18 protein-coding genes are annotated in these 22,828 nt (G+C 72.6%); 9 read left to right on the forward strand and 9 right to left on the reverse strand.

All coding sequences use genetic code 11. The annotated features are described in order from the left end of the window. Positions 1 to 61: 61 nt before the first annotated feature. Entirely contained in the window at positions 62 to 2,644 is a 2,583-nt protein-coding gene (gene rph / locus HTZ77_RS02960; RefSeq protein WP_328808388.1) for a rifamycin-inactivating phosphotransferase, read from the reverse strand. 278 nt (positions 2,645 to 2,922) lie between these two features. Here rph and HTZ77_RS02965 point away from each other — a divergent pair, with 278 nt between their 5' ends. The 4 genes from HTZ77_RS02965 (at position 2,923) to HTZ77_RS02980 (ending at position 7,545) form a co-directional block, all read left to right on the forward strand. Then, positions 2,923 to 3,624: a polysaccharide deacetylase family protein gene (locus HTZ77_RS02965; protein ID WP_175587823.1), complete on the forward strand. Its 702-nt coding sequence runs from the start codon at positions 2,923 to 2,925 to the stop codon at positions 3,622 to 3,624. A 55-nt stretch (positions 3,625 to 3,679) separates the two neighbouring features. Continuing rightward, on the forward strand, positions 3,680 to 5,179 hold the full coding sequence (locus HTZ77_RS02970; RefSeq protein WP_175587824.1) for a hypothetical protein: 1,500 nt from the start codon (positions 3,680 to 3,682) through the stop codon (positions 5,177 to 5,179). Between the two features lie 55 nt (positions 5,180 to 5,234). After that, positions 5,235 to 5,855, forward strand: coding sequence for an acyl-CoA-like ligand-binding transcription factor (locus HTZ77_RS02975; protein WP_328808389.1), 621 nt, complete (start codon positions 5,235 to 5,237; stop codon positions 5,853 to 5,855). A gap of 109 nt (positions 5,856 to 5,964) precedes the next feature. Further along, entirely contained in the window at positions 5,965 to 7,545 is a 1,581-nt protein-coding gene (locus HTZ77_RS02980; protein ID WP_175587826.1) for an FAD-dependent monooxygenase, read from the forward strand. A 121-nt stretch (positions 7,546 to 7,666) separates the two neighbouring features. On the opposite strand, the gene HTZ77_RS02985 is transcribed toward HTZ77_RS02980, so the two are convergent. The 3 genes from HTZ77_RS02985 to HTZ77_RS02995 all read right to left on the reverse strand — a co-directional run bounded on the left by HTZ77_RS02985 (position 7,667) and on the right by HTZ77_RS02995 (position 10,604). Further along, positions 7,667 to 8,059 carry a winged helix-turn-helix transcriptional regulator gene (locus HTZ77_RS02985; RefSeq protein WP_175587827.1) on the reverse strand — a complete coding sequence of 131 codons (393 nt, stop codon included), beginning with the start codon at positions 8,057 to 8,059 and terminating at the stop codon, positions 7,667 to 7,669. A 58-nt stretch (positions 8,060 to 8,117) separates the two neighbouring features. After that, positions 8,118 to 9,665: a glutamine-hydrolyzing GMP synthase gene (gene guaA, locus HTZ77_RS02990; protein ID WP_175587828.1), complete on the reverse strand. Its 1,548-nt coding sequence runs from the start codon at positions 9,663 to 9,665 to the stop codon at positions 8,118 to 8,120. Positions 9,666 to 9,764: 99 nt separating this feature from the next. Next, positions 9,765 to 10,604, reverse strand: coding sequence for an SDR family NAD(P)-dependent oxidoreductase (locus HTZ77_RS02995; RefSeq protein WP_175587829.1), 840 nt, complete (start codon positions 10,602 to 10,604; stop codon positions 9,765 to 9,767). 269 nt (positions 10,605 to 10,873) lie between these two features. Here HTZ77_RS02995 and HTZ77_RS03000 point away from each other — a divergent pair, with 269 nt between their 5' ends. From HTZ77_RS03000 to HTZ77_RS03010, 3 genes are all read left to right on the forward strand, one after another. After that, positions 10,874 to 11,350, forward strand: coding sequence for an Lrp/AsnC family transcriptional regulator (locus tag HTZ77_RS03000; RefSeq protein WP_175587830.1), 477 nt, complete (start codon positions 10,874 to 10,876; stop codon positions 11,348 to 11,350). Positions 11,351 to 11,361: 11 nt separating this feature from the next. Further along, positions 11,362 to 12,105, forward strand: coding sequence for an N-acetyltransferase (locus HTZ77_RS03005; protein ID WP_175587831.1), 744 nt, complete (start codon positions 11,362 to 11,364; stop codon positions 12,103 to 12,105). Positions 12,106 to 12,172: 67 nt separating this feature from the next. Beyond that, positions 12,173 to 13,036 (forward strand): SDR family oxidoreductase, encoded by an 864-nt coding sequence (locus HTZ77_RS03010; protein ID WP_175587832.1) that lies wholly within the window; start codon positions 12,173 to 12,175, stop codon positions 13,034 to 13,036. A 10-nt stretch (positions 13,037 to 13,046) separates the two neighbouring features. Here HTZ77_RS03010 and HTZ77_RS03015 read toward each other — a convergent pair whose 3' ends face one another. Continuing rightward, a complete protein-coding gene (locus HTZ77_RS03015) occupies positions 13,047 to 13,805 on the reverse strand; it encodes an MBL fold metallo-hydrolase (protein WP_175587833.1) in 759 nt (252 codons plus the stop codon). Positions 13,806 to 13,847: 42 nt separating this feature from the next. Beyond that, on the reverse strand, positions 13,848 to 15,386 hold the full coding sequence (locus tag HTZ77_RS03020) for a succinic semialdehyde dehydrogenase (RefSeq protein WP_175587834.1): 1,539 nt from the start codon (positions 15,384 to 15,386) through the stop codon (positions 13,848 to 13,850). 75 nt (positions 15,387 to 15,461) lie between these two features. On the opposite strand from HTZ77_RS03020, the gene HTZ77_RS45090 reads away from it, so the two are divergent. Together HTZ77_RS45090 and HTZ77_RS03030 are read left to right on the forward strand one after the other, a co-directional pair. After that, complete coding sequence (locus HTZ77_RS45090; protein ID WP_205301966.1) at positions 15,462 to 17,681, forward strand: serine/threonine-protein kinase; 2,220 nt, start codon at positions 15,462 to 15,464, stop codon at positions 17,679 to 17,681. A 32-nt stretch (positions 17,682 to 17,713) separates the two neighbouring features. Then, positions 17,714 to 19,825 carry a beta-propeller domain-containing protein gene (locus HTZ77_RS03030; RefSeq protein ID WP_175587835.1) on the forward strand — a complete coding sequence of 704 codons (2,112 nt, stop codon included), beginning with the start codon at positions 17,714 to 17,716 and terminating at the stop codon, positions 19,823 to 19,825. Here HTZ77_RS03030 and HTZ77_RS03035 read toward each other — a convergent pair. The 3 genes from HTZ77_RS03035 to HTZ77_RS03045 form a co-directional block, all read right to left on the reverse strand. Continuing rightward, positions 19,818 to 21,290 (reverse strand): alpha/beta hydrolase, encoded by a 1,473-nt coding sequence (locus tag HTZ77_RS03035; protein ID WP_175587836.1) that lies wholly within the window; start codon positions 21,288 to 21,290, stop codon positions 19,818 to 19,820. The two genes, HTZ77_RS03030 and HTZ77_RS03035, sit on opposite strands and share 8 nt — an antisense overlap. Before the next feature lie 73 nt (positions 21,291 to 21,363). Then, positions 21,364 to 22,278, reverse strand: coding sequence for a TIGR03619 family F420-dependent LLM class oxidoreductase (locus tag HTZ77_RS03040; RefSeq protein ID WP_175587837.1), 915 nt, complete (start codon positions 22,276 to 22,278; stop codon positions 21,364 to 21,366). A gap of 104 nt (positions 22,279 to 22,382) precedes the next feature. Further along, the gene (locus HTZ77_RS03045; protein WP_175587838.1) at positions 22,383 to 22,751 is read right to left on the reverse strand and encodes an arsenate reductase family protein; all 369 of its coding nucleotides are present in this window, start codon (positions 22,749 to 22,751) and stop codon (positions 22,383 to 22,385) included. Positions 22,752 to 22,828 lie beyond the last annotated feature (77 nt).

Consider the following 22,828-nt stretch of genomic DNA (forward strand, 5'->3'; position numbering starts at 1 on the left):
GTCGCGGGCGCGCCGAGCGGTAGGCCCCGCCGCCGCCCGGCCAGCGAGATCCCACGGAACGCTAGGACAGGATCTCGATGTACCCGTTCGTTCCATTCACGTGGATCCGCTGCCCGTCCCGGATCAGCCGGGTGGCATCCTGCACCCCCACGACGGCCGGCAAGCCGTACTCCCGGGCGATCACCGCGCCATGGGTCATCAGGCCGCCCACCTCCGTCACCAGCCCCTTTACCCTGACGAACACGGGCGACCAGCTCGGATCGGTGTAGGCGGTGACCAGGATGTCGTCCGCTTCGAGGTCGGCCTCGGTCATGTCCAGGATGACGCGGGCGCGCCCCTCGACGTTCCCGGCGGACACCGGTAGACCGACCAGCGCGCCGGCCGGCACGTCCTGGCGTCGGTACGACCCGGCGACGGCCTCGCCGTCCGAGGTGAGCACTCGGGGAGGCGTGAGCGCCTGGTACGCGCCGAACTCCTCCTTGCGCCGGCGGATGAGCCGGTCGTCGACCTGTCCGGTGCGTACGACGTCGTGCAGCTCCTGAAACCTGAGGTAGAAGATGTCTTCCCGGTCACGGAGCACGCCGGCCCGCACGAGACGCCCGGCCTCCTCCAGCAGAGCCCGCTTGTAGACGAAGTAACGGCTGACCTTGCCGTATTTGGGATACTCCCGGTACCCGGCGAAGGTCCGCAGGCGGTCGATCATCGACTTGGTCTCTTCGGCCTTCCGCTCCCCGTCCGGCAGGGCCCGCAGGCGCTCCAGCAGCTCCTGTTCCTTCTTCCGCGCCTCCTGTCGCCCTTGTTCGAAGCGCCGCCGGCCGGCGCCGGGCTCGACGTTCTCGATGTTGCCGAGAATCACGGGCACGAGGGTGACGGGGCGTTCGCTCCAGCGCGGCCTCGTGATGTCGATCTCACCGACGCAGCGCATGCCGTACTTGTCGAGGTAGGCCCGGATCGCGTCCCGCGCCTCGCGCCCGCCCGGGAGTTCGGGTAGTTCGTCCAGGAAATCTTCGTCCTCGACGTCCCGCAGAAAGGCCACCACCTCCGGATGCGGGCGGATCGCATCCGCGACGTCCAGGAGGGCGAGTCCCATCTCCGACGTGACGTTGCCGGGGACGGACTGGGTGAGTGCGTCGGCCGCGTTCTCCTCGCCCAACCACGTGTGCAGCTGCCTGTTGAGCCACCACGTCGCGTCCATCGCCGCCATGATCACCTGGAGGCTCCGCGGGTCGAACAGGAGCCGCCTCAGTTCCCGCAAGTCCTCCAGGATGAAGTCGAACAGCTCCGACCCGTGCTTCGACCGGATGTCGCGTTCGACCGCGGCCAGGGACGCCTGGCTGCCCGCGATCAGCTCGTCGACGATGGCCGGATCGGTTTCGATCGGAGCCGGCGCGCCACCGGCGGGCGGCCAGCCGGCCCCCTCCTCCGGCGGTGCCGGGACGAAGTCGCCGCGGTCGAGAACGGTCTGCAGCGCGTCCTTGATCAGCGGATCGGACCTCCCCAGGGTCTCCAGGAGGACCTCGCGGCCGGCCGGTGACGCCAAGCCCTCGGTGACATCGACGAACAGTCTCCCGCCGGCCTCGGACATGGGCCGTGGCGTGGTCAACTGCCAGACGGACAGGCCCAGGGGCTTCATCGGGTCGGTCATCATCTGCTGATGACCGACGGAGACGTAGACGTGGTCGGCTCCGTCCCCGGCTGCGGGGATGGGGAACAGCGTGGTGATCGGCCGGCTCTGGACGATCTGGAAGCCACCGTCGACCAGGCACCACTCGATGTCCTGGGGGCGGCCGAAGTGCGCCTCGATCCGCCGGCCCAGCCGCGCGAGCGCCACGACCTGCGCATCGGTCAGCGCCGGCTGCCGCTGCGACTCCGGCTCGATCGCCTGCCGCCGTGTCCCGCCTTCCGGCGAGGCGTGGATGGCCAACTGCTTGGCGGCGACCGTCTTGTCGATGATCTCGCCGTCGCGGACCTTGTAGACGTCCGCGTTCACCAGGCCGGAGACCAGGGCCTCGCCGAGGCCGAAGCCGGCCTCCACGCTGGCGACCTTCCGGTTCGAGGTGACGGGGTCGGCCGTGAACAGGATGCCGGACGCGTCCGGCGAGACCATCCGCTGCACGACCACGGCCATGTGGACCTTGCGGTGGTCGAAACCGTTGCGCAGGCGGTAGGTCACGGCTCGCTCGGTGAAGAGCGACGCCCAGCACGACCTGATGTGGTGGAGGATCGCCTCCGGTCCCACGACGTTCAGGTACGTGTCGTGCTGGCCCGCGAAGGAGGCCGTCGGCGAGTCCTCGGCCGTCGCACTGGATCGGACGGCGTAGGCGGCCTGCTCGTTCAGACGGGCGAGCGGGCGAGTGATCTCCGCCGCCAGGTCGTCAGGGATGGGGATCCCTTCGACGGCGGCGCGGATCTCCGCGCTGAGCGTACCGATCGCGTCCCGGTCGTCCGGGGCCAGGCGCGACAGCCGGTCGAGCCGGTCTTCCAGCGACGGCGCGTCCGCCAGGACCCGCCGGAAGGCGTCCGTCGTCACGCAGTAGCCGGCGGGCACGTGGATGCCCTCGATCCGCGAGAGCTCCCCCAGATGCGCGCCCTTGCCCCCGACGACCGCGACCCGGCTCTGGTCGATCTCCTCGAATCCCAGCACGGAGCCACCGAGCGAGAAGGACGTCGTTGCACTGCTGTCCGTATCAACCACTGTTTCCCCCATGTACGTCATCGTGGCCGTCAACGGCCAGGTGAGCGCGCAGGTTGCCGGCCCTCGGGCGCTTCGGTCGGAGATTCTGCGGCACGACCCGGGTCTTGCCGCAAGCCCCCCGGCCCGCTATACGTTGAAAGTGGCGGGAGGTCGTCACTCCTCCTGCCGTTCGCGCGTAGGAGCCGGGGCGCACGCGGGGCAGAGGGTTTGGCCATAAGGTGGCTCCTGTGGTGATTCAGGGCTTGCTGGCGGCTTCACTGGTGGTGAGCGGCGCACCGGCCGCCGTGTCGAACGACGCCCCGGCCGCGGGGGCGAAGGCGCGGGTCGACTGCGCGAAGGTGACCTGCCTCGCGCTGACCTTCGACGACGGCCCGGGCAAGCGCACCGGCGCCCTGCTGGACGTGCTCAAGCGCGAGCATGTCCCCGCCACGTTCTTCCTCATGGGCAAGCACGTGGAGGAGCTCCCCAAGGTGGTCAAGCGGACCATGGCCGAGGGGCACGCGATCGGCAACCACACCTACTCGCACCCGTCGTTACCGACCCTGCTCGACCAGGAGATCATCGACGAGATCCGGCTCACCCAGGACGCCATCCAGCAGGTGACCGGCCGCCGGCCGCGGATGTTCCGGCCCCCGTACGGGAACACCGACGACCGGGTGCTGCGGCTCGCCGGCTCCCAGGACCTCTCGCAGGTGCTGTGGACGGGCACGACGCTCGACTGGAAGCTGCGCGACCCGGCGAAGATCAAGGCGGCGGTGCTGCGGCTCGCCAAGCCCAACGGCGTGATCCTCATGCACGACACGGTCCCGCAGACGGTCCAGGCCATGCCGACGATCCTCAAGGAGCTGAAGAAGCGCGGCTACCACCTGGTGACCGTCCCCACCCTGCTCGGCGGCAGAACGCCGGACGCGGGTGTGAGTTTTCCCTAGTTCGCGGTAGTAAGCAGGTCGGGGCGACGGCCCCGGCAGCCGGGATTGGGAGCACATGCTGACGGAGACCGCGAAGCCATCGCGCTGGGCGACGCTCGCGACCTTCCTCGCCATCCAGGCCGTGCTCGCGTGCTGGTGGCTCGCGTACTATCCGGGCCTGTTCAGCCGCGACTCGGTGCTGTACCTGAGCCACACCATGGTCGGCCCCTGGGTGAGCGACCACTCGGTGACCTACGACGCGCTGCTGTGGCTCAGCGTGCGCCTGACCGGCGACATCGGCGCGGTCACGCTGCTGCAGACGACCGCGATGGCCGCCACCCTCGCCTACCTGGCCGCCGCGCTGAAGGCGCTCGGCGCTCCTCGCCTGGCGACGACGGCCGTGGCCGTCGTGCTGCCGTTCCTGCCTCCGGTGGGGGCGTTCTCGGTGGCGCTGTGGAAGGACGTTCCGTTCACGCTGTGCGCGGTCGCGATCGCGGCGTCCTGCGCGGGACTCGCGGCGGCCCGGCGCGTCACCATGTGGCGGCTGGCCGGCCTCGGGGCGCTCATGCTGGCGCTGGGGCTGTTCCGGGCGAACGGCTTCCTCGTGGTGGGCGTCGCCGTGGCGGTGATGCTGGTCGTGGTGAAGGGCGCACGGGTACGGCTGGCGGTGACCGGGCTGGTCGCGGCGGCCGTGCCGCTGCTGCTGACCAACCTCGTGCTGCCGCGCGTGGGCATCGAGGCCCCGTCGAAGACGTACGTGTACCACACGGCGTACGGCGACATCGCGGTCCTCTACCGGGAGCATCCGGAGCTGTTCGACGACCGCGACCGGACGCTCATGACCTCCGTCGCCCCCCTGTCGCGGTGGAGCGAGGGCGGCACCTGCTACACGATCAACCCGCTGATCTGGCGGCGCGACTTCAGCTGGCCGCAGGCCGACCGGCACGCCGGCGAGCTGCTGGACCTGTGGCGGCGGCTGCTCACGCAGCGGCCCATGGACGTCGTGGACGCCCGCCTGTGCCGGGGCTCGATCGCCTGGAGCCCGGTGGAGAACGAGTGGGCCGTGGGCGGGGAGACGTACCACTTCTCGCGCCGGCCGAGCGCCGAGACGTACGTCGGCCCGAACAAGGTGCCCGACTACCCGCAGCGGTGGATGTTCTCGCTGCGGCCGAAGTCGGAGCACCTGCACCGGGTGGCCGACTCGTGGCTGGTGACCTCGGCCGAGCCGGGCTACGACTGGTGGCTGTGGCGGGGCGCGACGTGGGCGTACCTGTCGTACCTCGCGGCGGGGCTGGCGGCGTGGGCGCTGCGCAACAGGTACGTGCCGGCCGTGGTGGCGGTGGTGGCCGGGCAGCAGCTCGCCGTGCTGGCCAACATCTCGGCGCAGGACTTCCGGTACATGGCCACGCCGCTCCTCGTCGGGATGCTCATGGTGCCGCTGCTGTTCGGCAGCCTGGTACGGCTGCTGCGCGGGACGAGACGACCGGCCACCGGACCGGCCAAGAGTCCCGACGCAGCCAAGAGCCCCCAGCCGGCCAAGGGCTCCGAGGCGGCCACGGACGCCGAGGGCGGATAAATTTTGCGGACCCGGCATATTTGCCGAGCCCGCAAGTTTATGTATGGTGGAGACCGTGGGAATCGACGACCGTGAGCGCCCGGGTCTGCGCGAGCGCAAGAAGCGAGAGACGCGCATCGCGCTGAGCTGGGCCGCCATCCAGCTCACCGTGGAGCGCGGGTGGGACAACGTACGGGTGGAGGACATCGCCGCCGCGGCGGGCGTCTCCACCCGTACCTTCAACAACTACTTCTCCAGCAAGGGAGAGGCGATCGCGGCCCGGCACGTCGAGCGGGCCCACGCGATCGCGGCCGAGCTGCGCGCCCAGCCGGCGGACAAGCCGCTGTGGGACGCCATCATCGACGCGGCGCTCTCCCAGTTCGCGCTCGGCCTCGAACCGCAGGGCGACGCGTCCGGCCAGCGGGCGGCGGGGCTCAAGCTGATGCTCGCCGAGCCGGCGTTGCAGGGCGAGTTCGCCAAGGCGTACATGGCCGCGGAGGCCGAGTTCGCCGAGGTGGTCGCCGAACGCACGGGCACCGACGTCACCACCGACCTGTACCCGAAGCTCGTCGCGGGCGCCATCGGCGCGGCCATCTCGGCGGTCACGCAGCAGCGGCTGCACACCCCGGACGCGCCCATGGAGGAGCTGATCCGCGAGGCGTTCGGCCGGCTCGCCACAGGACTCACCGCCCCGTAGCCCCTCCGACACTCACAAGATCCCACATCGTACGAAGCCCGGCGCCGCCGGGCCGATGCGTCATGCCCTTTCGACGATCAGGTCGATCACGACGATCAGGAGGATCGCCATGAGCACTGACCCCTACCCCCACGACAGCACCGACGTCGTCATCGCGGGCGGCGGCCCGAACGGGCTCATGCTGGCCTGCGAGCTCAGCCTGGCCGGGGTGCGGCCCGTGGTGCTGGAGCGGCTGACCGCCCGCGCCGAGGAGAACCGCGCCAACGGCCTGGTCGGCCAGGTGGTCCGGCTGCTCGACCACCGCGGCCTGCACGAACGGCTCACGGGCAGCGCGGAGCCGCCCCGGCCCGTGCCCGGTTTCGTGTTCGGCGCCCTGCCGCTGGACCTGAGCGCGGTGGAGGACAACCCGCTCCACATCCTCGGGGTGCCGCAACGCCGCGTCGAGCAGATCCTGGAGGAGCGCGCGACCGAGCTGGGCGTCGAGATCCGCCGGGGACACGAGCTGACCGGCCTGTCCCAGGACGCGGAGGGCGTCACCGCCGAGATCGCGGGGCCCGGGGGCCCGTACCGGCTGCGCGCCCGCTACCTGGTCGGCGCGGACGGCGGCCGGAGCCTCGCGCGCAAGCTGTCCGGCATCGGCTTCCCCGGCGTGACCAGGGACGACACGGTCTCCCGCAGCGCGCACGTGTCGGTGCCCGAGTCGCTGATCGACGGGGCCACCGGCGGGCTCGACGTCCCCGGCTACGGCGTCATCCCGCCGTTCATGCACCATCGCACCGAGCACGGCCTGATCGCGTACGGCCCGTTCCCCGGCCGCCCGACGATCCTGACCACCATGGAATGGGGCGGCTCCGGCGAGAGCGAGCCGCCGCCGATGTCGCTGGACGAGCTGCGGAAGAGCGCTCGCCGGGTGCTCGGCGTGGACCTGCCCTTCGGGCCGCCGGAGGGCGAGGGGCCGCATCTGCTGCGCCTGCTGACCGGCGGCAACACGCGGCTGGCCGACCGGTTCCGCGCCGGGCGGGTGCTGCTGGCGGGCGACGCCGCTCATGTGCACAGCGCGATCGGCGGCCCCGGCCTGAACCTGGGCCTCCAGGACACGGTCAACCTGGGCTGGAAGCTGGCCGCCGTCGTCCGGGGGCAGGCGTCCGAGGAGCTGCTGGACACGTACGAGAGCGAGCGCAGACCGGCGGCCGAGCGGGTCGTCACGCACACGCAGGCGCAGTCGGCGCTCATCGCGCCCGGCGCCGAGACCACCGCGCTGCGCGTGCTGTTCGCCGAGCTGCTGCGCGACCCGGGCAACGCCCGCCACATCGCGGCCACGATGGCGGGGTCCGACGTGCGCTACGACATGGGGAGCGCGGACGCGCATCCGCTGGCCGGCCATTTCGCGCCGGACCTGACGATCGAGGCGGACGGCGGCCCCGTGCGGCTCGCCGAGCTGGCCCGGACGGCGCGGCCCCTGTTGCTGGACTTCACGGGGGACGCGGCGGCGGCCAAGGAGGCGTCCGGCCGGTACGACCGGGTCCGCACCGTCACCGGGCGCTGCTCCGGCGCCTCGCACGGGGTGAGCGCGCTGCTGGTGCGCCCGGACGGGTACGTGGCCTGGGCGTCGTCCTCGCCGGAGCCGGACGAGGGCGAGCTGGGGGCGCTGCGCACGGCCCTCACCCGCTGGTTCGGGCCTGCCGCCTGAGACCCCGCCGGTAAGGGCCGCGACCTCTGGTGCAGGCAGGCCCCTCCTCGCGCGAGCACCCTCCGCACGGGGCGAGGACGTCATGGCGGTGAGCCCGGTGCGGGTCAGGCCAGGTAACGGGTCAGGTGGACGTGGCGGCGGACTGGCGGGCGTCGTATCTCCGGCGGGCGGCCTCCACTCCCGCGCCGTGCCGCCGCGCCCAGTCCGTCAGCGTGAGCAGCGCCTCGCGCAGCTCCAGCGCCATCGGCGTGGCGTGGTACTCGACCTCGGGCGGGACCGTCGGATGGACCCGGCGCTCCAGCAGCCCGTCACGCTCCAGGTGGCGCAGCGTGAGGGTGAGCATGCGCCGGCTGACCCCCTCGACCGCCCGCTCCAGGTCGGTGAACCGGATCGGGCCGTCGGAGGCGGCCAGGACGATCTGGATCGCCCCATGGCCGGAGATCCGGTCGAGGAGGTCACGCGGCGGGATCGGACCGGAGCCGGTCCCGTCCGGCGAGCCATCGCCCGCCGTCATGAGCCGCCGCCAGGGGACGCCAGAACTCGCCGCGACGAGCCGCCGGCACCGCCCGCCGTCACTCCCACTCGATGGTGCCCGGCGGCTTGCTCGTCACGTCGAGCACCACCCGGTTGACCTCGCGGACCTCGTTGGTGATGCGGGTGGAGATACGCGCCAGCACGTCGTACGGCACGCGCGCCCAGTCGGCGGTCATCGCGTCCTCGGAGGTGACGGGGCGCAGCACGACCGGGTGACCGTAGGTGCGGCCGTCGCCCTGGACGCCGACCGAGCGGACGTCGGCCAGCAGGACCACCGGGCACTGCCAGATGTCGCGGTCGAGGCCGGCGCGCGACAGCTCCTCGCGGGCGATCGCGTCGGCCTCGCGCAGCAGGTCGAGCCGCTCGCGGGTGACCTCGCCGACGATGCGGATGCCGAGGCCGGGGCCGGGGAACGGCTGGCGCCACACCATGGCGGCCGGCAGGCCCAGCTCCTCGCCGGCGCGGCGCACCTCGTCCTTGAACAGCGTGCGCAGCGGCTCGACCAGGGTGAACTGGAGGTCCTCGGGCAGGCCGCCGACGTTGTGGTGGGACTTGATGTTGGCGGTGCCGGTGCCGCCGCCCGACTCGACCACGTCGGGGTAGAGGGTGCCCTGCACCAGGAAGTCGACCGGGCCGTCGGCCAGGATGGCGCGCTGCTCGTCCTCGAAGACGCGGATGAACTCGCGCCCGATGATCTTGCGCTTCTCCTCGGGGTCGCTGACGCCCTCCAGCGCCTTGAGGAAGCGGTCGGCGGCGTCGACGACGCGCAGCTTGACGCCCGTGGCGGCCACGAAGTCGCGCTCGACCTGCTCGGCCTCGCCCTTGCGCAGCAGCCCGTGGTCGACGAAGACGCAGGTCAGCCGGTCGCCGATGGCGCGCTGGACCAGGGCGGCGGCCACGGCGGAGTCGACGCCGCCGGACAGGGCGCAGATCGCCCGGCCGTCGCCGACCTGCTTGCGCACCGCCTCGACGGACTCCTCGACGATGTTGAGCATGGTCCAGGTGGGGCGGCAGCCGGCCGCGTCGAGGAAGTGCTTGAGCACCGCCTGGCCGTGCTCGGAGTGGAGCACCTCCGGGTGGAACTGCACGCCGTACAGGCCGCGCTCGCGGTGCTCGAAGGCGGCGACCGGGGTCTCGCGCGTGGAGGCGGTCACCTGGAAGCCGGCCGGCGCGGCCTTGACGCTGTCGCCGTGGGACATCCACACCTTCTGCGTGGCGGGCAGGCCGGCGAAGATGACGCCTTCGGACAGCACGTCGAGCTGGGTGCCGCCGTACTCGGCGACGCCGGTGCGGGCGACCTCGCCGCCGAGCGCGCGCGCCATCGCCTGGAAGCCGTAGCAGATGCCGAACGTGGGCACACCGGTGTCGAACAGGCCGTCGGCGACGGCCGGCGCGTTCTCGGCGTAGACCGACGAGGGGCCGCCGGACAGGATGATCGCCTTGGGCCGCTTGGCCAGCATCTCCTCGACCGGCATGGTCGAGGGGACGATCTCGGAATAGACGTGGCACTCGCGCACCCGCCTCGCGATCAACTGCGCGTACTGCGCGCCGAAGTCGACCACGAGAACTGTGTCGAACTCAGACACCGAAGAAACCCCCCAGAGGCGAATGCGGTGTCACCAGTCTATCGGCAGGCCGCGTTCGTCCCTGACCGGCCGCCCCCGCTGGTCACGCCCCCGTCCGGGTCACGCCTCCCGGGCCGCCCCGCGCAGCGTCGGGAGGCCGCCGGACAGCAGGGTCTCGGTCTGCCGGCGCATGCTCCCGCCGTACTCGGGGTGGGTGAGGAGGAGGAAGCGCTCCTCGCGCACGGCGTCGACGACCATGTCCGCGACCCGCGCCGGATCCATGCCGCGCGCGACGCCGGCGTCCACCCGCTCCTGGGATTCCAGCTCGTCGGGACTGGGCGCGACGGTCAGGTCGAACGGGCGTACGCGCCCGGAGTGGTTGATGCGCGTGCGGACCGCGCCGGGGCACAGGGCGGTGACGCGGAGCCTGGAGCCCGAGGCCACCAGGTCGTGGGCGAGCGCCTGGGAGGCGGCGAACGCGGCGTACTTGCTGACGGCGTAGCCGCCCGCGTGCGGCCCGGCGAACAGGCCGGCCACCGACACCGTGTTGACGATGTGGCCCTCGGTGTCCTGCTCGATCATGCGGGGGACGAACGCGTTGATGCCGTGCAGCACGCCCCACAGGTTGACGCCGAGCACCCAGGTGAAGTCCTCGCGGGTACGGGTCCACAGGTGGCCGCCCTGGTAGACGCCCGCGTTGTTGCACAGCAGATGGACGGCGCCCAACTCGCCGAAGGTCCGGTCGGCCAGATGGAGCACGGCGGCCTCGTCGGAGACGTCGGTGATCTGCGTGAGCACCTTCGTGTCGCCCGCCAGCGTCGCCGTCTCCGCGAGCCCGCCGGGATCGACGTCGGCCAGCATCAGGGACATGCCCTCACTCGCGAATCTGACGGCGAGCGCCCGGCCGATGCCGCTCGCCGCACCCGTGACCACCGCGACCTTGCCGGAGAGTTCCCGCACCGAATCCTCCCTAGCACTCGCCTCGAACGCTACAGCAACTCACCGGTCAGTCCAGTGCATTTCATAGAATCTCCAACTTTATGAGTGCACCATTCTCACCATCAAAAGGAACAATCCCCGAGCAGCGGAAAAGCGCGGCATGACGCGAAGGGAAAAGCCTTCGCAATTGCGCAATACTCCGGGGCGCCATTCCGCCGGTTGTCCGCATGCCGGGCATCGGTGGTCGATCCGTCGGCGAACGGCTACCCTCCCCGAACGGGAGGCCGCCCATGAAGCATGACGCCGCACTGGATTCGATCGACCTGGCGATCCTCGCCGAGTTGCAGAACGACGCGCGGCTGCCCAACAAGGAGCTCGCCGAACGGCTCGGCGTGGCCCCCTCCACCTCGCTGGAACGGGTGCGCTCGCTGCGCCGCCGGGGCATCATCACCGGCTTCCGCGCGACGGTCGACACCGCGCGGCTCGGCCGTCCGCTCCAGGCGCTGCTCGCCCTGCGCGTGCGGCCGCACGCCAGCCGGCTCGTCGATCCGCTGCGGGCGTTCGTGCTGGCGCTGCCGGAGACGATCACGCTGTTCCACGTGGCCGGCCCGCAGGACCTCCTCGTCCACGTCGCGGTGGCCGACGCCGACCACCTGCACCGGCTGGTGCTGGAGAAGTTCCTGGTACGCCAGGAGATCGTCCATCTGGAGACGACCCTCATCTTCAAGACCGAGCATCAGCCCGTGCAGCGGCCGTCCGAGATGTGACAATGATCCGCATGCCATTGCGGATCACCACGCTCGCCGAGCGTCCCGAGTTCGCCTCCACGCTCTGGGACATGGACCACGCGTGGGCCGGGTTCATGATGAACGACCCCGTCGCGGACTTCTTCTACCCCGCCGCGGCGGGCGCCTTCGCCGACTTCGTGCTCGTGGCCGACGACGAGGCCGAGCCCGGCCGGCTCGTGGCGCGCGGCTGCATGATCCCGTACCCGGGCAAGGACGACCCGCTGCCCGACGGCGGCTGGGACACCGTGATCCGCCGGGGCCGGATCGCCCGCGACTCGGCCGCCGGGACCGACCGCGTCAGCGCCCTGGAGATCACGGTGCGCCGCGACCGGCTCGGGTCGGGGGTGTCGCCGCAGATGGTCGCCGCGATGCGCGAGCACGCCGCCCGGCTCGGCTTCTCCGAGCTGGTCGCGCCGGTCCGGCCCAACCAGAAGCACCTGGAGCCGCACACCCCCATGGAGGAGTACGCCTTCCGCACGCGCCCCGACGGCCTGCCGCACGACGCCTGGCTGCGCGTCCACGTGCGGGCCGGCGGGAGGATCGTGCGGGTGGCGTCCCGCTCGATGGTGATCGCCGGATCGCTCGCCGAGTGGCGCGCCTGGACCGGCCTGCCGTTCGAGCGCAGCGGCCCGGTCGAGGTGCCCGGCGCCCTCACGCCCGTCCACTGCGACGTGACGCACGATCACGCCGTCTACGTGGAGCCCAACGTATGGGTCAGCCACCCGCTCGGCTGAGGACGCGGCATCAGGGCCGCCCGCCGGCGCGACGTTAGGCCCGGCCGCTCGAGGGCAAGCGCTCGGCATGGCCGAACAATCCAACAGCACACCACCCGAGCAGTCCCAGCCGTACCCGGGCCGCAGCGGCGAGATGACGCCCGAGCCGCGTGACGAGATGCGCGACTACGTGGGGCGCGACCTGCTCGCCGGCCGGCGCGCCCTGATCACCGGCGGCGACTCCGGCATCGGCCGGGCCGTCGCCGTCGCCTTCGCCAAGGAGGGCGCGGACGTCGCCATCGCGTACCTGACCGAGCACGAGGACGCCAACCACACGCGCAAGCTGGTCGAGCAGGAGGGGCGGCGCTGCGTGCTCATCCCCGGCGACCTGAGCGACCGCGACCACTGCGCGTCGGTCGTCCAGCAGACGGTCCAGGAGCTCGGCGGCCTGGAGATCCTCGTCAACAACGTGGCCTTCCAGAAGCCCGTGGAGGGGCTGGAGGAGCTGAGCGACGACCAGTGGGAGTACACGTTCGCGGTCAACATCCACAGCTACTTCCGCGTCACCAAGGCGGCGCTGGCGCACCTGCGCGAGGGCGGCGCGATCATCAACACCTCCTCCATCAACGGGCTGCGCGGCAACAAGACGCTGCTCGACTACGCCGCCACCAAGGGGGCGATCAACGCCTTCACCTACTCGATGGCGCAGAACCTGGTGGACCGGGGCATCCGGGTGAACGCGGTCGCCCCGGGGCCGGTGTGGACGCCGCTGATCCCGGCCACGTTCCCGGAGGAGAAGGTGGGCTCGTTCGGCAAGCAGGTGCCGATGGAGCGTCCCGCGCACCCGGACGAGATCGCGCCGTCGTACGTGTTCTTCGCGGCGGAGCGCCTGTCGTCGTACTACACGGGCGAGATCCTGGCCCCGATCGGCGGCGAGACGCTCCCCGGCTGAGGCATCGCGGTCAGGACAGGGTGATCCGCTCGCCGGGGGCGAGCAGGCGGGCCCGGTCGCCCAGCGGGGCCAGCGCCGCGGCCAGCGTGTCGCGTCCCTGCGAGAAGTGCGCCCAGTGCTCGAAGTGCAGCGGCACCACGTGCCGGGCGCCCAGCAGGCCGGCGGCCTCGACCACGTCGTCGGCGGCCAGCGTGAGGTTCGCGCCCTCGACCAGCGGGGTGCGCGCCGCGCCCGCGAACAGCACGGCCACGTCCACCGGTCCCACCCGGGAGGCGATGGCGCGCACCACGTCGAGGGAGGCGTTGTCGCCGCTCACGTACACCGTCGGCAGCCCGTCGCCGCTCAGCGCGAACCCGGTGACCTCGCCCACGAGGTGCTCGCTGCCGTCGGGGCCGTGCTGGGCGGGCACGCCGGTGATCCGCAGCACGCCGCCGTCGGGGCGGGGCAGCTCGACGTGGTCCCAGTTCGGCAGGGCGCGCACGGGCGGGCCGACGCGCTCGGCCGCCGACGCGGTGGACAGCACGAGGGGCGCGGCGGCGAGGTAGGCGCGGCCCGCCCGGTCGAGGTTGTCGGGGTGATGGTCGTGCGAGAGGAGCACGGCGTCGACCGGGCCCGCCTCGTCCGGGCCGAACGCCGGGCCGCCGGTCTTGGTGAGCACCCGCTGCCCGATCGGGTAGTCACCCGGCGGGTCGAAGGTCGGGTCCGTCAGCAGGCGCACGCCGCCGATCTTCAGTACCGCCGTGGGGCCGCCCACATAACGCATCTCCATGGTGGGCTACGACACGGCGAGGGCCGCGGGTATTCCCCGCCGTCACTTGAGGCGCAGGCGGCGCATGGTCTTGAGGGTGCCGGCCAGGACGCCGGCCCACTTCTCGTACGGCATGCCGCCCGGCGGCTCGAACCCGAGCCACGGCGCCTGCGTGGCCACGGTCTGCGCCTCGGTGTAGCGCAGCAGCCCCTCGGCGCCGTGCCTGCGGCCGAGGCCGGACGCCTTCATGCCGCCCATCGGCGCGTCGTACGAGGCGTATGCGGCGCCGTACCCCTCGTTGACGTTGACCGTGCCGGCCCGGACGCGGGCGGCCAGGGCGCGGCCGCGCGCCGGGTCGGAGGTCCAGACGGAGGCGTTGAGCCCGTAGACCGTGTCGTTGGCCAGCGCCACGGCCTCGTCGTCGGAGGAGAACGGGTGCAGCGCGACGACCGGGCCGAACGTCTCCTCCCGGCACAGGTCCATGTCCTCGGTGACGCCCGTGAGGATGGTCGGCTCGTAGAACAGCGGACCGACGTCGGGCCTGGCCCTGCCGCCGGCCAGCAGCGTGGCGCCCTTGGCCAGCGCGTCCTGCACGCGCGCGGTGACGGTGTCGAGCTGGCGGCGCGAGGTGAGCGAGCCCATGTCGGCCGACCAGTCGTGCCCGGCGGCCAGCCGCATGCCGCGCGCCTGGGCGGCGAAGCGCTCGGCGAAGGCGTCGAAGACGCTCGTGTGGACGTACAGCCGCTCGATCGACAGGCAGAGCTGGCCGGCGTTGGTGAAGCAGGCCCGCACGGCGCCCTGGACGGCGCGGTCGAGGTCGGCGTCGTCGAGGACCAGCATCGGGTTCTTGCCGCCGAGCTCCAGCGAGCAGCCGATGAGCCGCTTGGCTGCCTCCTCGGCGATCTTCCGGCCGCCGCGGGTGGAGCCGGTGAAGGCCACGTAGTCGGCGCCGTCGAGCAGCGCCTCGCCCACCTCGGCGGGCTCGCCGAGGACGACCTGCCAGATCTCGCGGGGCATGCCCAGCTCGGCCAGCAGCTCGATGGTCCACAGGGTGGACAGCGCGGTCTGCGTGTCGGGCTTGTGGACGATCGCGTTGCCGGCGAGGAGGGCGGGCACGGCGTCGGTGACGCCGAGGGAGAGCGGGTAGTTCCACGGCGAGATCAGCGCGACCACCCCCTTCGGCGGGCGCAGCTCGCTGACCCGCGTGGCCACCGGGAAGATCCCCTGCCGGCGGCGTGGGGCGAGCAGGCGCGGCGCGCGGCGGGCGTAGTAGAGCGCGCAGCCCGCGACGTCCAGCACCTCCTCCAGGGCGTGGCGGCGGGCCTTGCCCGTCTCGTCCTGGAGGATGTCGAGGACCTCGGAGCGGCGGTCGAGCAGCGCGTCGTGCAGCCGCAGGAACGGGCGCACGCGCTCGGCGACCGGCCGCGCGGCCCACTCGGCCTGGGCCGCGCGGGCCCGGGCGTGGGCGCGGCTGACGTCGTCGGCGCTGGAAAGGGGCATCCGGGCCAGCGGCTCGCCGGTGAACGGCGTGCTGATCTCCTGGGTCTCCCCGCTGGAGGTCACATGGGCCGTGGTCACGCGCTCAGGCGTCGTCACGTGCATGGTCAGAAGGATATTCCGGAGTTGCTACCGACCGGTAGTTTTTGCGGATGAACGGCTAAGGGCCACAATCCCCTCATGCCTTCCATCGCTCCGCTCAGACCCGGCGACCCGCAACGGCTCGCGGGCCTGGAGCTCACCGGCAGGCTCGGCGAAGGCGGCCAGGGCGTCGTCTACCTGGCCAAGGACCCCGCGGGAGCGCAGTTCGCCGTCAAGTGGCTGCGCCACGACCTCGCGGCCGACCGGGTGAGCGTCGAGCGGTTCCTGCGCGAGGCACAGGTGGCCCAGCGCATCGCGCCCTTCTGCACGGCGGCCGTGCTCGGCTCGGGCGTCGAGCAGGACCGGCCGTACATCGTCAGCGAGTTCATCGAGGGGCCGTCGCTGCACCGGATCGTGCAGGAAGAGGGACCGCGCGCCGGGGCGTCCCTGCACCGGCTGGCGATCGGCACGGCCACCGCGCTGGCGGCCATCCACCAGGCGGGCATCGTCCACCGCGACGTCAAACCGGCCAACGTCATCCTCGGCGCCGACGGGCCGCGGGTCATCGACTTCGGCATCGCCCGCGCGCTCAACGCCACCTCGACGATCAGCGGCATGCCGGTGGGCACGCCGTCGTACATGCCGCCCGAGCAGATCCTCGGCCACCCGGCCGGGCCGGCCGCCGACATGTTCTCGTGGGCGAGCACCATGGTGTACGCGGCGTCGGGCCGGGCGCCGTTCGGCAACGACACGATGCCGGCCGTGATCAACCGGGTGCTCAACAACCCGCCCGACCTGGGAGTCCTCGACGGGCCGCTGCGCGAGCTGGTGACCGCGTGCCTCGACAAGGACCCGGCGCGGCGGCCCACGGCCGAGCAGGTGCTCATGCGGCTCATCCAGCAGCCGGGCCAGACGGGACAGCCGCTGCCGCCACTCGCGCAGGCGGCGCACAACCAGGCGGCGCACAACCAGGCGGCGCACGGGCAGGCGGCGCACGGGCAGGCGGCGCACGGGCAGGCGGCGCACGGGCAGATGGCGTCACAGGGGCAGGCGGCACACGCGCAGCCGGCTCAGCCCACTGCGCCCGGGCAGGGCGGCCGGTTCCAGCAGGCGCCGCCGCCGTGGGGTCCCCTCCAGCAGCAGGGGCCGCCGTCGGGACCGGTGCCGGGTCCCGGCTTCTCCACCCCTCCGCCGCCGATGACCCCCGGTTCACCGCCGCGCCGCAAGAGCCGGGCCCCGATGATCGTCGGCATGACCGCGGCCGTCACGCTGCTCCTGCTGGCCGGCGTCGCGGTGATCGTGTCCCAGCGCAAGGCGACGACCGCCACGCCGACGGCCTCGGCCACGAACCCGTCCAGGCGCTCGACCGCCACGCCGTCGGAGCGCGTCACGCAGACCCCGGTCAGGAAGCGGCTGGCGGGCGGCTCCATCTACCTGTACGAGCTGCCGGCCGACCCGGTCACGCTCACCTCGTACGAGGTCTACGACAAGAAGTCCGACGACTGGATCGACTACGCCAGGAAGACGCTGCGCGGCGGCGCCTTCCAGAAGTACAGCGCGAACTGGGAGACGCTGGTCTCCCCCGACGGCCGCTACCTCGCCACGCGGGGGCGCAAGTACACCGGCGACGGCTACGACTCGGTGATCATCACCGACCGCACCTCGGGCGCGACCTCCACGGTCAAGACCGTGCGCAAGCCGCAGATCAGCAGCATCCGCTCGTGGTCCCGCGACGGCTCCAAGCTGCTGCTCAACATCGAGAAGGAGACCAAGAACGCCCAGGGCAAGGAGGACTGGCTGTACCCGGGGTTCGTCCTGGTGGACGTGGCCGAGGCGAAGGCCGGCGTGGTGCGGCTGCCGGGCGGCCAGGCCCCGCCCACCACCGGGTTCGGCTGGGACGCCGAGCAGCGGGGCGTGGTCAACCTGTACGGCTCGGGCAAGGGGCTGCGCTTCTTCGACGCCGCCGGCGAGACCGTGCGTGACGTGCCGGGCGTCGGCTCGCTCGCGTCCGGCACGCAGGACATCTTCTCGCCGTCGGGCAAGGCGTTCGTGACGAACTGCCCGGGCGGCGGCGACGGCGACCACTGCGTGTGGAACTCCGCCACCGGCGAGCGGGTGCGGAAGTTCTCCTCCGACTGCGACAAGGTGCTCGGCTGGTTCGACGAGACGCACCTCTACTGCTGGGAGCAGGACAACGCCTCCACCGACCAGATCCAGGTCGTCGGGTTCGACGGCCGGCTGGTGCGCAAGCTGCTGGAGGTCCCGGACGATCTCGACTTCAGCCCGGTCTTCACCGTCAACCCCGGCAAGGGCGGCTGAACCGGCACGATCCCCCATCCGTGATGGTGGTCATGAAGACCCTGACCCGTACGGCGACGGCCGCCCTCGCTCTCGTCACGGCCGCCGCCGCCTGCACCTCCCCGGCCGGGGAGGCGGGGCCCGACTCCTCCCCCGCCCGGCGACCGCTCGGGGCCGTACGGCTGGTGGCGTACAGCGGCTGCGACGACATGCTGGCCGGCCTGCGCGAGCACGCCGCGCGCACCGTCGGGCCGTGGGGTTTCGGCGGCCCCATGCTCATGATGGAGCGGCGCGACACCGCGATGGCCGTGCCGCAGGCCAAGTCGACGGTCGCGCAGGAGCACTCCACCACGAACACGCACGAGGCGGGCGTGGACGAGCCGGACCTGGTCAAGACCGACGGCGCCCGCGTCGTCACGGTCACCGGCGGCACGCTGCGGATCATCGACGCCGCCACGCGCGAGGTCACGGCCAAGCTCAGGCTGACCGGCGACGACGAGCCCGCCTTCCTGCCCGCGGACCTGCTCATGTCCGGTGACCGGGCGCTGGTGCTGCTGCGCGGCGGCGGCATCATGTACAAGTCGATCGCCCCCATGAAGTCCGACACCCGGTACGTCCTCGTCGACCTGAGCGGCAAGCCGAAGGTGCTGTCCACGATCCGGCCGCGCGGCCAGTACGTGGACGCCCGGATGGTCGGCTCGGTCGTCCGGATCGTCACCCGCTCGGAGCCGGACATCACGCTGCCCCAGGCCAAGGACGACGCCACGGACGCCGAACGGCGCAGGCTCAACCAGCAGGCGGTCCGCACGGCCCCCGCCGGCGCGTGGCAGCCCAAGGTCGAGATCATCGACGCCTCCGGCGCCAAGCGCGAGCTGTCCGTGCCGTGCGAGCGGATCAGCCACCCCGCCGACTACACCGGTGCCTCGCTGCTGACCGTCCACACCCTCGACCTCGCGCAGGGGGTCACCGACGCGGGCACCGACCCGATCACCCTGGCCGCCGACGGCGACATCGTGTACGGCACGGGACAGAGCCTGTACGTGGCCAGCAACCCGCGCTGGTGGCCCGTGGACCCGGCGGTCGTGGAGGACGTGGCGGAGCCGGTGCCGGACGCGCCGAGCGGCACGGCCCAGGCCCCGATCGACGATCCCACCCCGGCCGAGCCCACCGTCACCGCGACGCCGAGCACCCTGCCGACCATCAGCGAGATCCGGACGCCCACCGCCTCCCCGACGACCAGCGACACGCCGACGTCCAGCGTCTCCCCGACCGAGCCCCCCACGGAGTCCCCGAAGGCCGTCCGCACCCCGGCGGTCCCGCCCGAGGAGACCGAGGTGCACCGCTTCGACATCGGGAGCCCCGGCGCGCCGGTCTACGCGGCCTCGGGCAAGGTGCCGGGCCGGCTGCTGAACCAGTACAGCATGTCCGAGCACGAGGGCCACCTGCGCGTCGCCACCACCGTGACCTCGGCCGACGGCGAGCGGAGCGAGAGCGGCGTCCACGTGCTCAGGATGTCGGACCTCGCCGAGACCGGCCAGGTCGGCGGCCTCGGCAAGGGCGAGCGGATCTACTCGGTCCGCTTCATCGGGCCCGTGGGCTACGTCGTCACGTTCAAGCAGGTGGACCCGCTCTACACGCTCGACCTACGCGACCCGGCGGCCCCGAAGGTCTCCGGCGAGCTGAAGATCACCGGCTACTCCGCCTACCTGCACCCGGGCGGCGACGGCCGGCTCATCGGCATCGGCCAGGAGGCCAGCGAGAAGGGCCGCACGCTGGGCACGCAGGTGTCGCTGTTCGACGTGAGCGATCCGGCCGCCCCGCGCCGCCTGTCGCAGCTCTTCCAGAAGGACTCCGGCTCGGAGGCCGAGTGGGATCCGCACGCGTTCCTGTTCTGGCCCAAGACCGGCACGGCGGTCGTCCCGCTCAACTCGTACGGGCCGGGCGCCGAACGGAACGGCGCGGTGGTCCTGAAGATCACCGATTCGGGGATCACCCGGGCCGGCATGATCGAGCACCCGCGGAAGCGCCAGTCGGACATGGTCTATCAGCCGGGGATCCAGCGCTCGATGGTCATCGGCGACGCCATCTGGACGGTCTCCGACACGGGCGTCCAGGTCAACGACGCCGCCTCGCTGGCCCGGCGGTCGTGGATCCCGTTCAGCTGACCGGAAGGGCGGGGCAGCGCGCGCCGGGAGCCGGGACGGTCAGGGACACCAGGTAGCCGTTCACGGCGTTCGTGACGCAGTCCCCCCGGCCGAGGACGGCGTGCCCCGCCCCCTCGTAGGTGAGGAGCGCGGCCTCGCGGCCGATCTGCCGGGCCGTGCCCAGGGCCCACAGGTAACCGGTGGCGGGGTCGTGCAGCGAGTTCACCATCAGGAGGGGCGGGGTGCCGTCCACCGCCAGCCGGTGCTGGGGGTTGGGGACGGGAGCGGGGGTGCCCAGGCAGGCGGCCACCGAGTAGAGCGCCGCCGGGCTGTAGCGCATGTCCCCGGCGATGGCGGACTGCCTGCGCAGATGGGCGGCGTACTCGTCGTAGTCGCGGACGGGCAGGTGGAAGTCCTGGCAGAACACCGTGCGCGCGAAGGGCGCCACCTCCTCCCCTGCGCGTCCCGTCGGCGCGCCCTCTCCCGGCACGGCGGGGACGCGCCGCGCCGGAGGACTCGCGCCCGTGTCGGCGGCGACGAGCCACTCGGCCAGTTCGTTCCAGTACGGTCCGTAGAACGCGGCGAACGCCTGGTTCACCACGTCCCAGCCGCTCAGCCGCTGGTCCGGCTGGTACGGGTCGCGGAGCTCGCCACGGTCGGCCCTGGCCAGGAGGTCCGCCCACAGGCGGCGCACGTCCTTGCCGTGCAGCGCGCACGCCGTGGTCCGGTCGCACCAGGCGGCGAACGCGTCGAAGGAGTCCTCGGCATGGGTGGCGGCGGTGTCGAGGTAGGCGGCCGTGCCGAGGCTGTGGTCGAAGGAGCTGTCCATGACGAGGGCCCGCACCTTGCCGGGGTAGCGCTCGGCGTACTGCTGGCCGATCAGCGTGCCGTAGGAGACGCCGTAGTAGGTGAGCTTGGCCTCGCCGAGGGCGGCGCGCAGCGCGTCCACGTCGCGCACCACGCTGAGCGTGTCGACGTGGTCGTACAGCGGCCCGGTGCGGGCCCGGCAGTCCTGGCGCAGGCGCTGGTTGTAGGCGAGCCGGGCGTCGAAGTCGGCGCGGCTCTTCATGATCGGCTCGGGGGCGCGCCTCAGCAGGTCGGCCGAGCAGACGACCGGGTGGCTGCGCCCCACGCCGCGCGGGTCGAACCCGACGACGTCGAAGGCGCCGGTGAGCTCCTTGCCGAGGTAGTCGTCGGCGCGCAGCGCGAACTCGACGCCCGAGACGCCGGGGCCGCCCGGGTTGACCACCAGCGAGCCGGCCCGCCGCTCCGGGTTCTTGGCCTTGCGCCTGGCCAGCGCCAGGTCGATCGATCCGCTCCCCGGGTGATCCCAGTCGACGGGGACGGTGAGCGTGCCGCACTCGGCGGTGGAATCCTCCGCGCACGGGGCCCAGGTGATGGCCGGGGTGTCCGCGGCGGCGGCGTTCGACGGGATCGCGGCCGCCAGCACGGCCGCGACGAGAACGGGAACAAGAGATTTCCGCATGCCGGCGATCATCGGAGCGGCGGCGTAACGCGGCCGTCACCCTCCCACTCGGAGCGGCGGCGTAACGCGGCCGTCACCCTCCCACGAGGCCGATGAGCTCCTGGGCGACCTCCATGAACCGGGCCTGCGAGGACTCGGCCGGCTGCACGTCCACGAACGCCTCGTGGACGCCCAGCTCGGTCAGGCCCAGCAGGTAGTCGGCGAGCTGGCGGACGGTCCCGGCCCGCGGCACCCGGTCGGCGGGCGCGGGCGCGTCGGTGATCACCGGGTTGACCCGCACGACCAGGCGCAGGGCCGACGGGTCGCGGCCCGCCCGCTCGGCGGCCCGCAGCGCCACCTCCCACAGCGACGTCAGATAGGCCGGCGGCATCGCCGCGCCGAGCCAACCGTCGGCGCGCCGGCCCACCCGTTCCAGCGCCGCCGGGGTGAACCCGGCGAGCAGGATCGGCGGGCGGGGGTGCTGGAAGGGCTTGAGGTCGACGTGGGACGGCGGCACCGTCCACAGCGGGCCCTCGTGCTCCACCACCTTGTCGGCCCAGAGCGCCTCCATCAGGTCGAGCGTCTCCTCCAGCCGTAGCCCCCTGCCCCGCCACGGCACTCCGGCGGCGGTGTACTCGTCGCGCAGCCAGCCGAGCCCGATGCCGACGTCCAGCCGGCCGTGGCTGGCCAGGTCGAGCGAGGCCAGGGCGCGGGCGAGCACGACCGGCGGCTGCCACAGGGCGTTGAGCGTGCTGGTGCCGAGCCGCACGTCGCGGGTGCTCACGGCCGCCAGGGTCAGCGCCGCGAGCGGGTCGAAGAACCGGGTGAACGCCGGAGGGATCTCGCCGTCGCCGCCCGGGTAGCGGTCGCTGGGCGCCAGCGGCACCAGCACCCGGTCACCGGCCCACAGGCTGTGGTAGCCCATGGCCTCCAGGTCCGCGCTCGCCCGGCGGATGAAGTCCGGATCGGCGAAGACGCCGTACTGGGGGACCGCGAACCCGATCTGCATGAGGAAGATCTTGGTGGCTGGAGCGCCGGAAGGCCAGAACTCCGGCGAATCGTTGAGCCCCGGGCGATGCCCCTCCAGGCCCTTCCAGGCCCTTCCAGGCCCTTCTAGGCGCCCCCGCGCCCCAGGGCCTCGCGGACGGCCTCGGGGGTGCGGGCCACGGTGGCCGTGCCGTCGTCGGCGGTGATGATCGGGCGCTGGATGAGCACGGGATGCTCGGCCAGGGCCGCGATCCAGCGCTCGCGGGACCGCGCGTCGCGGGGCCAGCCGGCCAGCCCGAGCTCGGCCGCGACGGGCTCGCCGTCGCGGGTGATGTCCCACGGTTCGAGCCCGAGCCGGGCGAGCACCGCGGTGAGCTCCTCGGCCGTCGGCGGCTCGTCGAGGTAGTGCCGCACGGTGTAGTCGGCGTTCTCCGCGTCCAGCAGGGACAGCGCGGAGCGGCACTTGGAGCACTGCGGGTTGATCCAGATTTCCATGCGGCTCACTCAGGTGGTCGGGTGCCGGCGGTCGCCGCCGAGGATACCGGGCACGCCGCGACATGGGCGGGCGCCCG

The sequence above is a fragment of the Nonomuraea montanisoli genome (genome assembly GCF_013363975.1).
GTDB lineage: Bacteria > Actinomycetota > Actinomycetes > Streptosporangiales > Streptosporangiaceae > Nonomuraea > Nonomuraea montanisoli.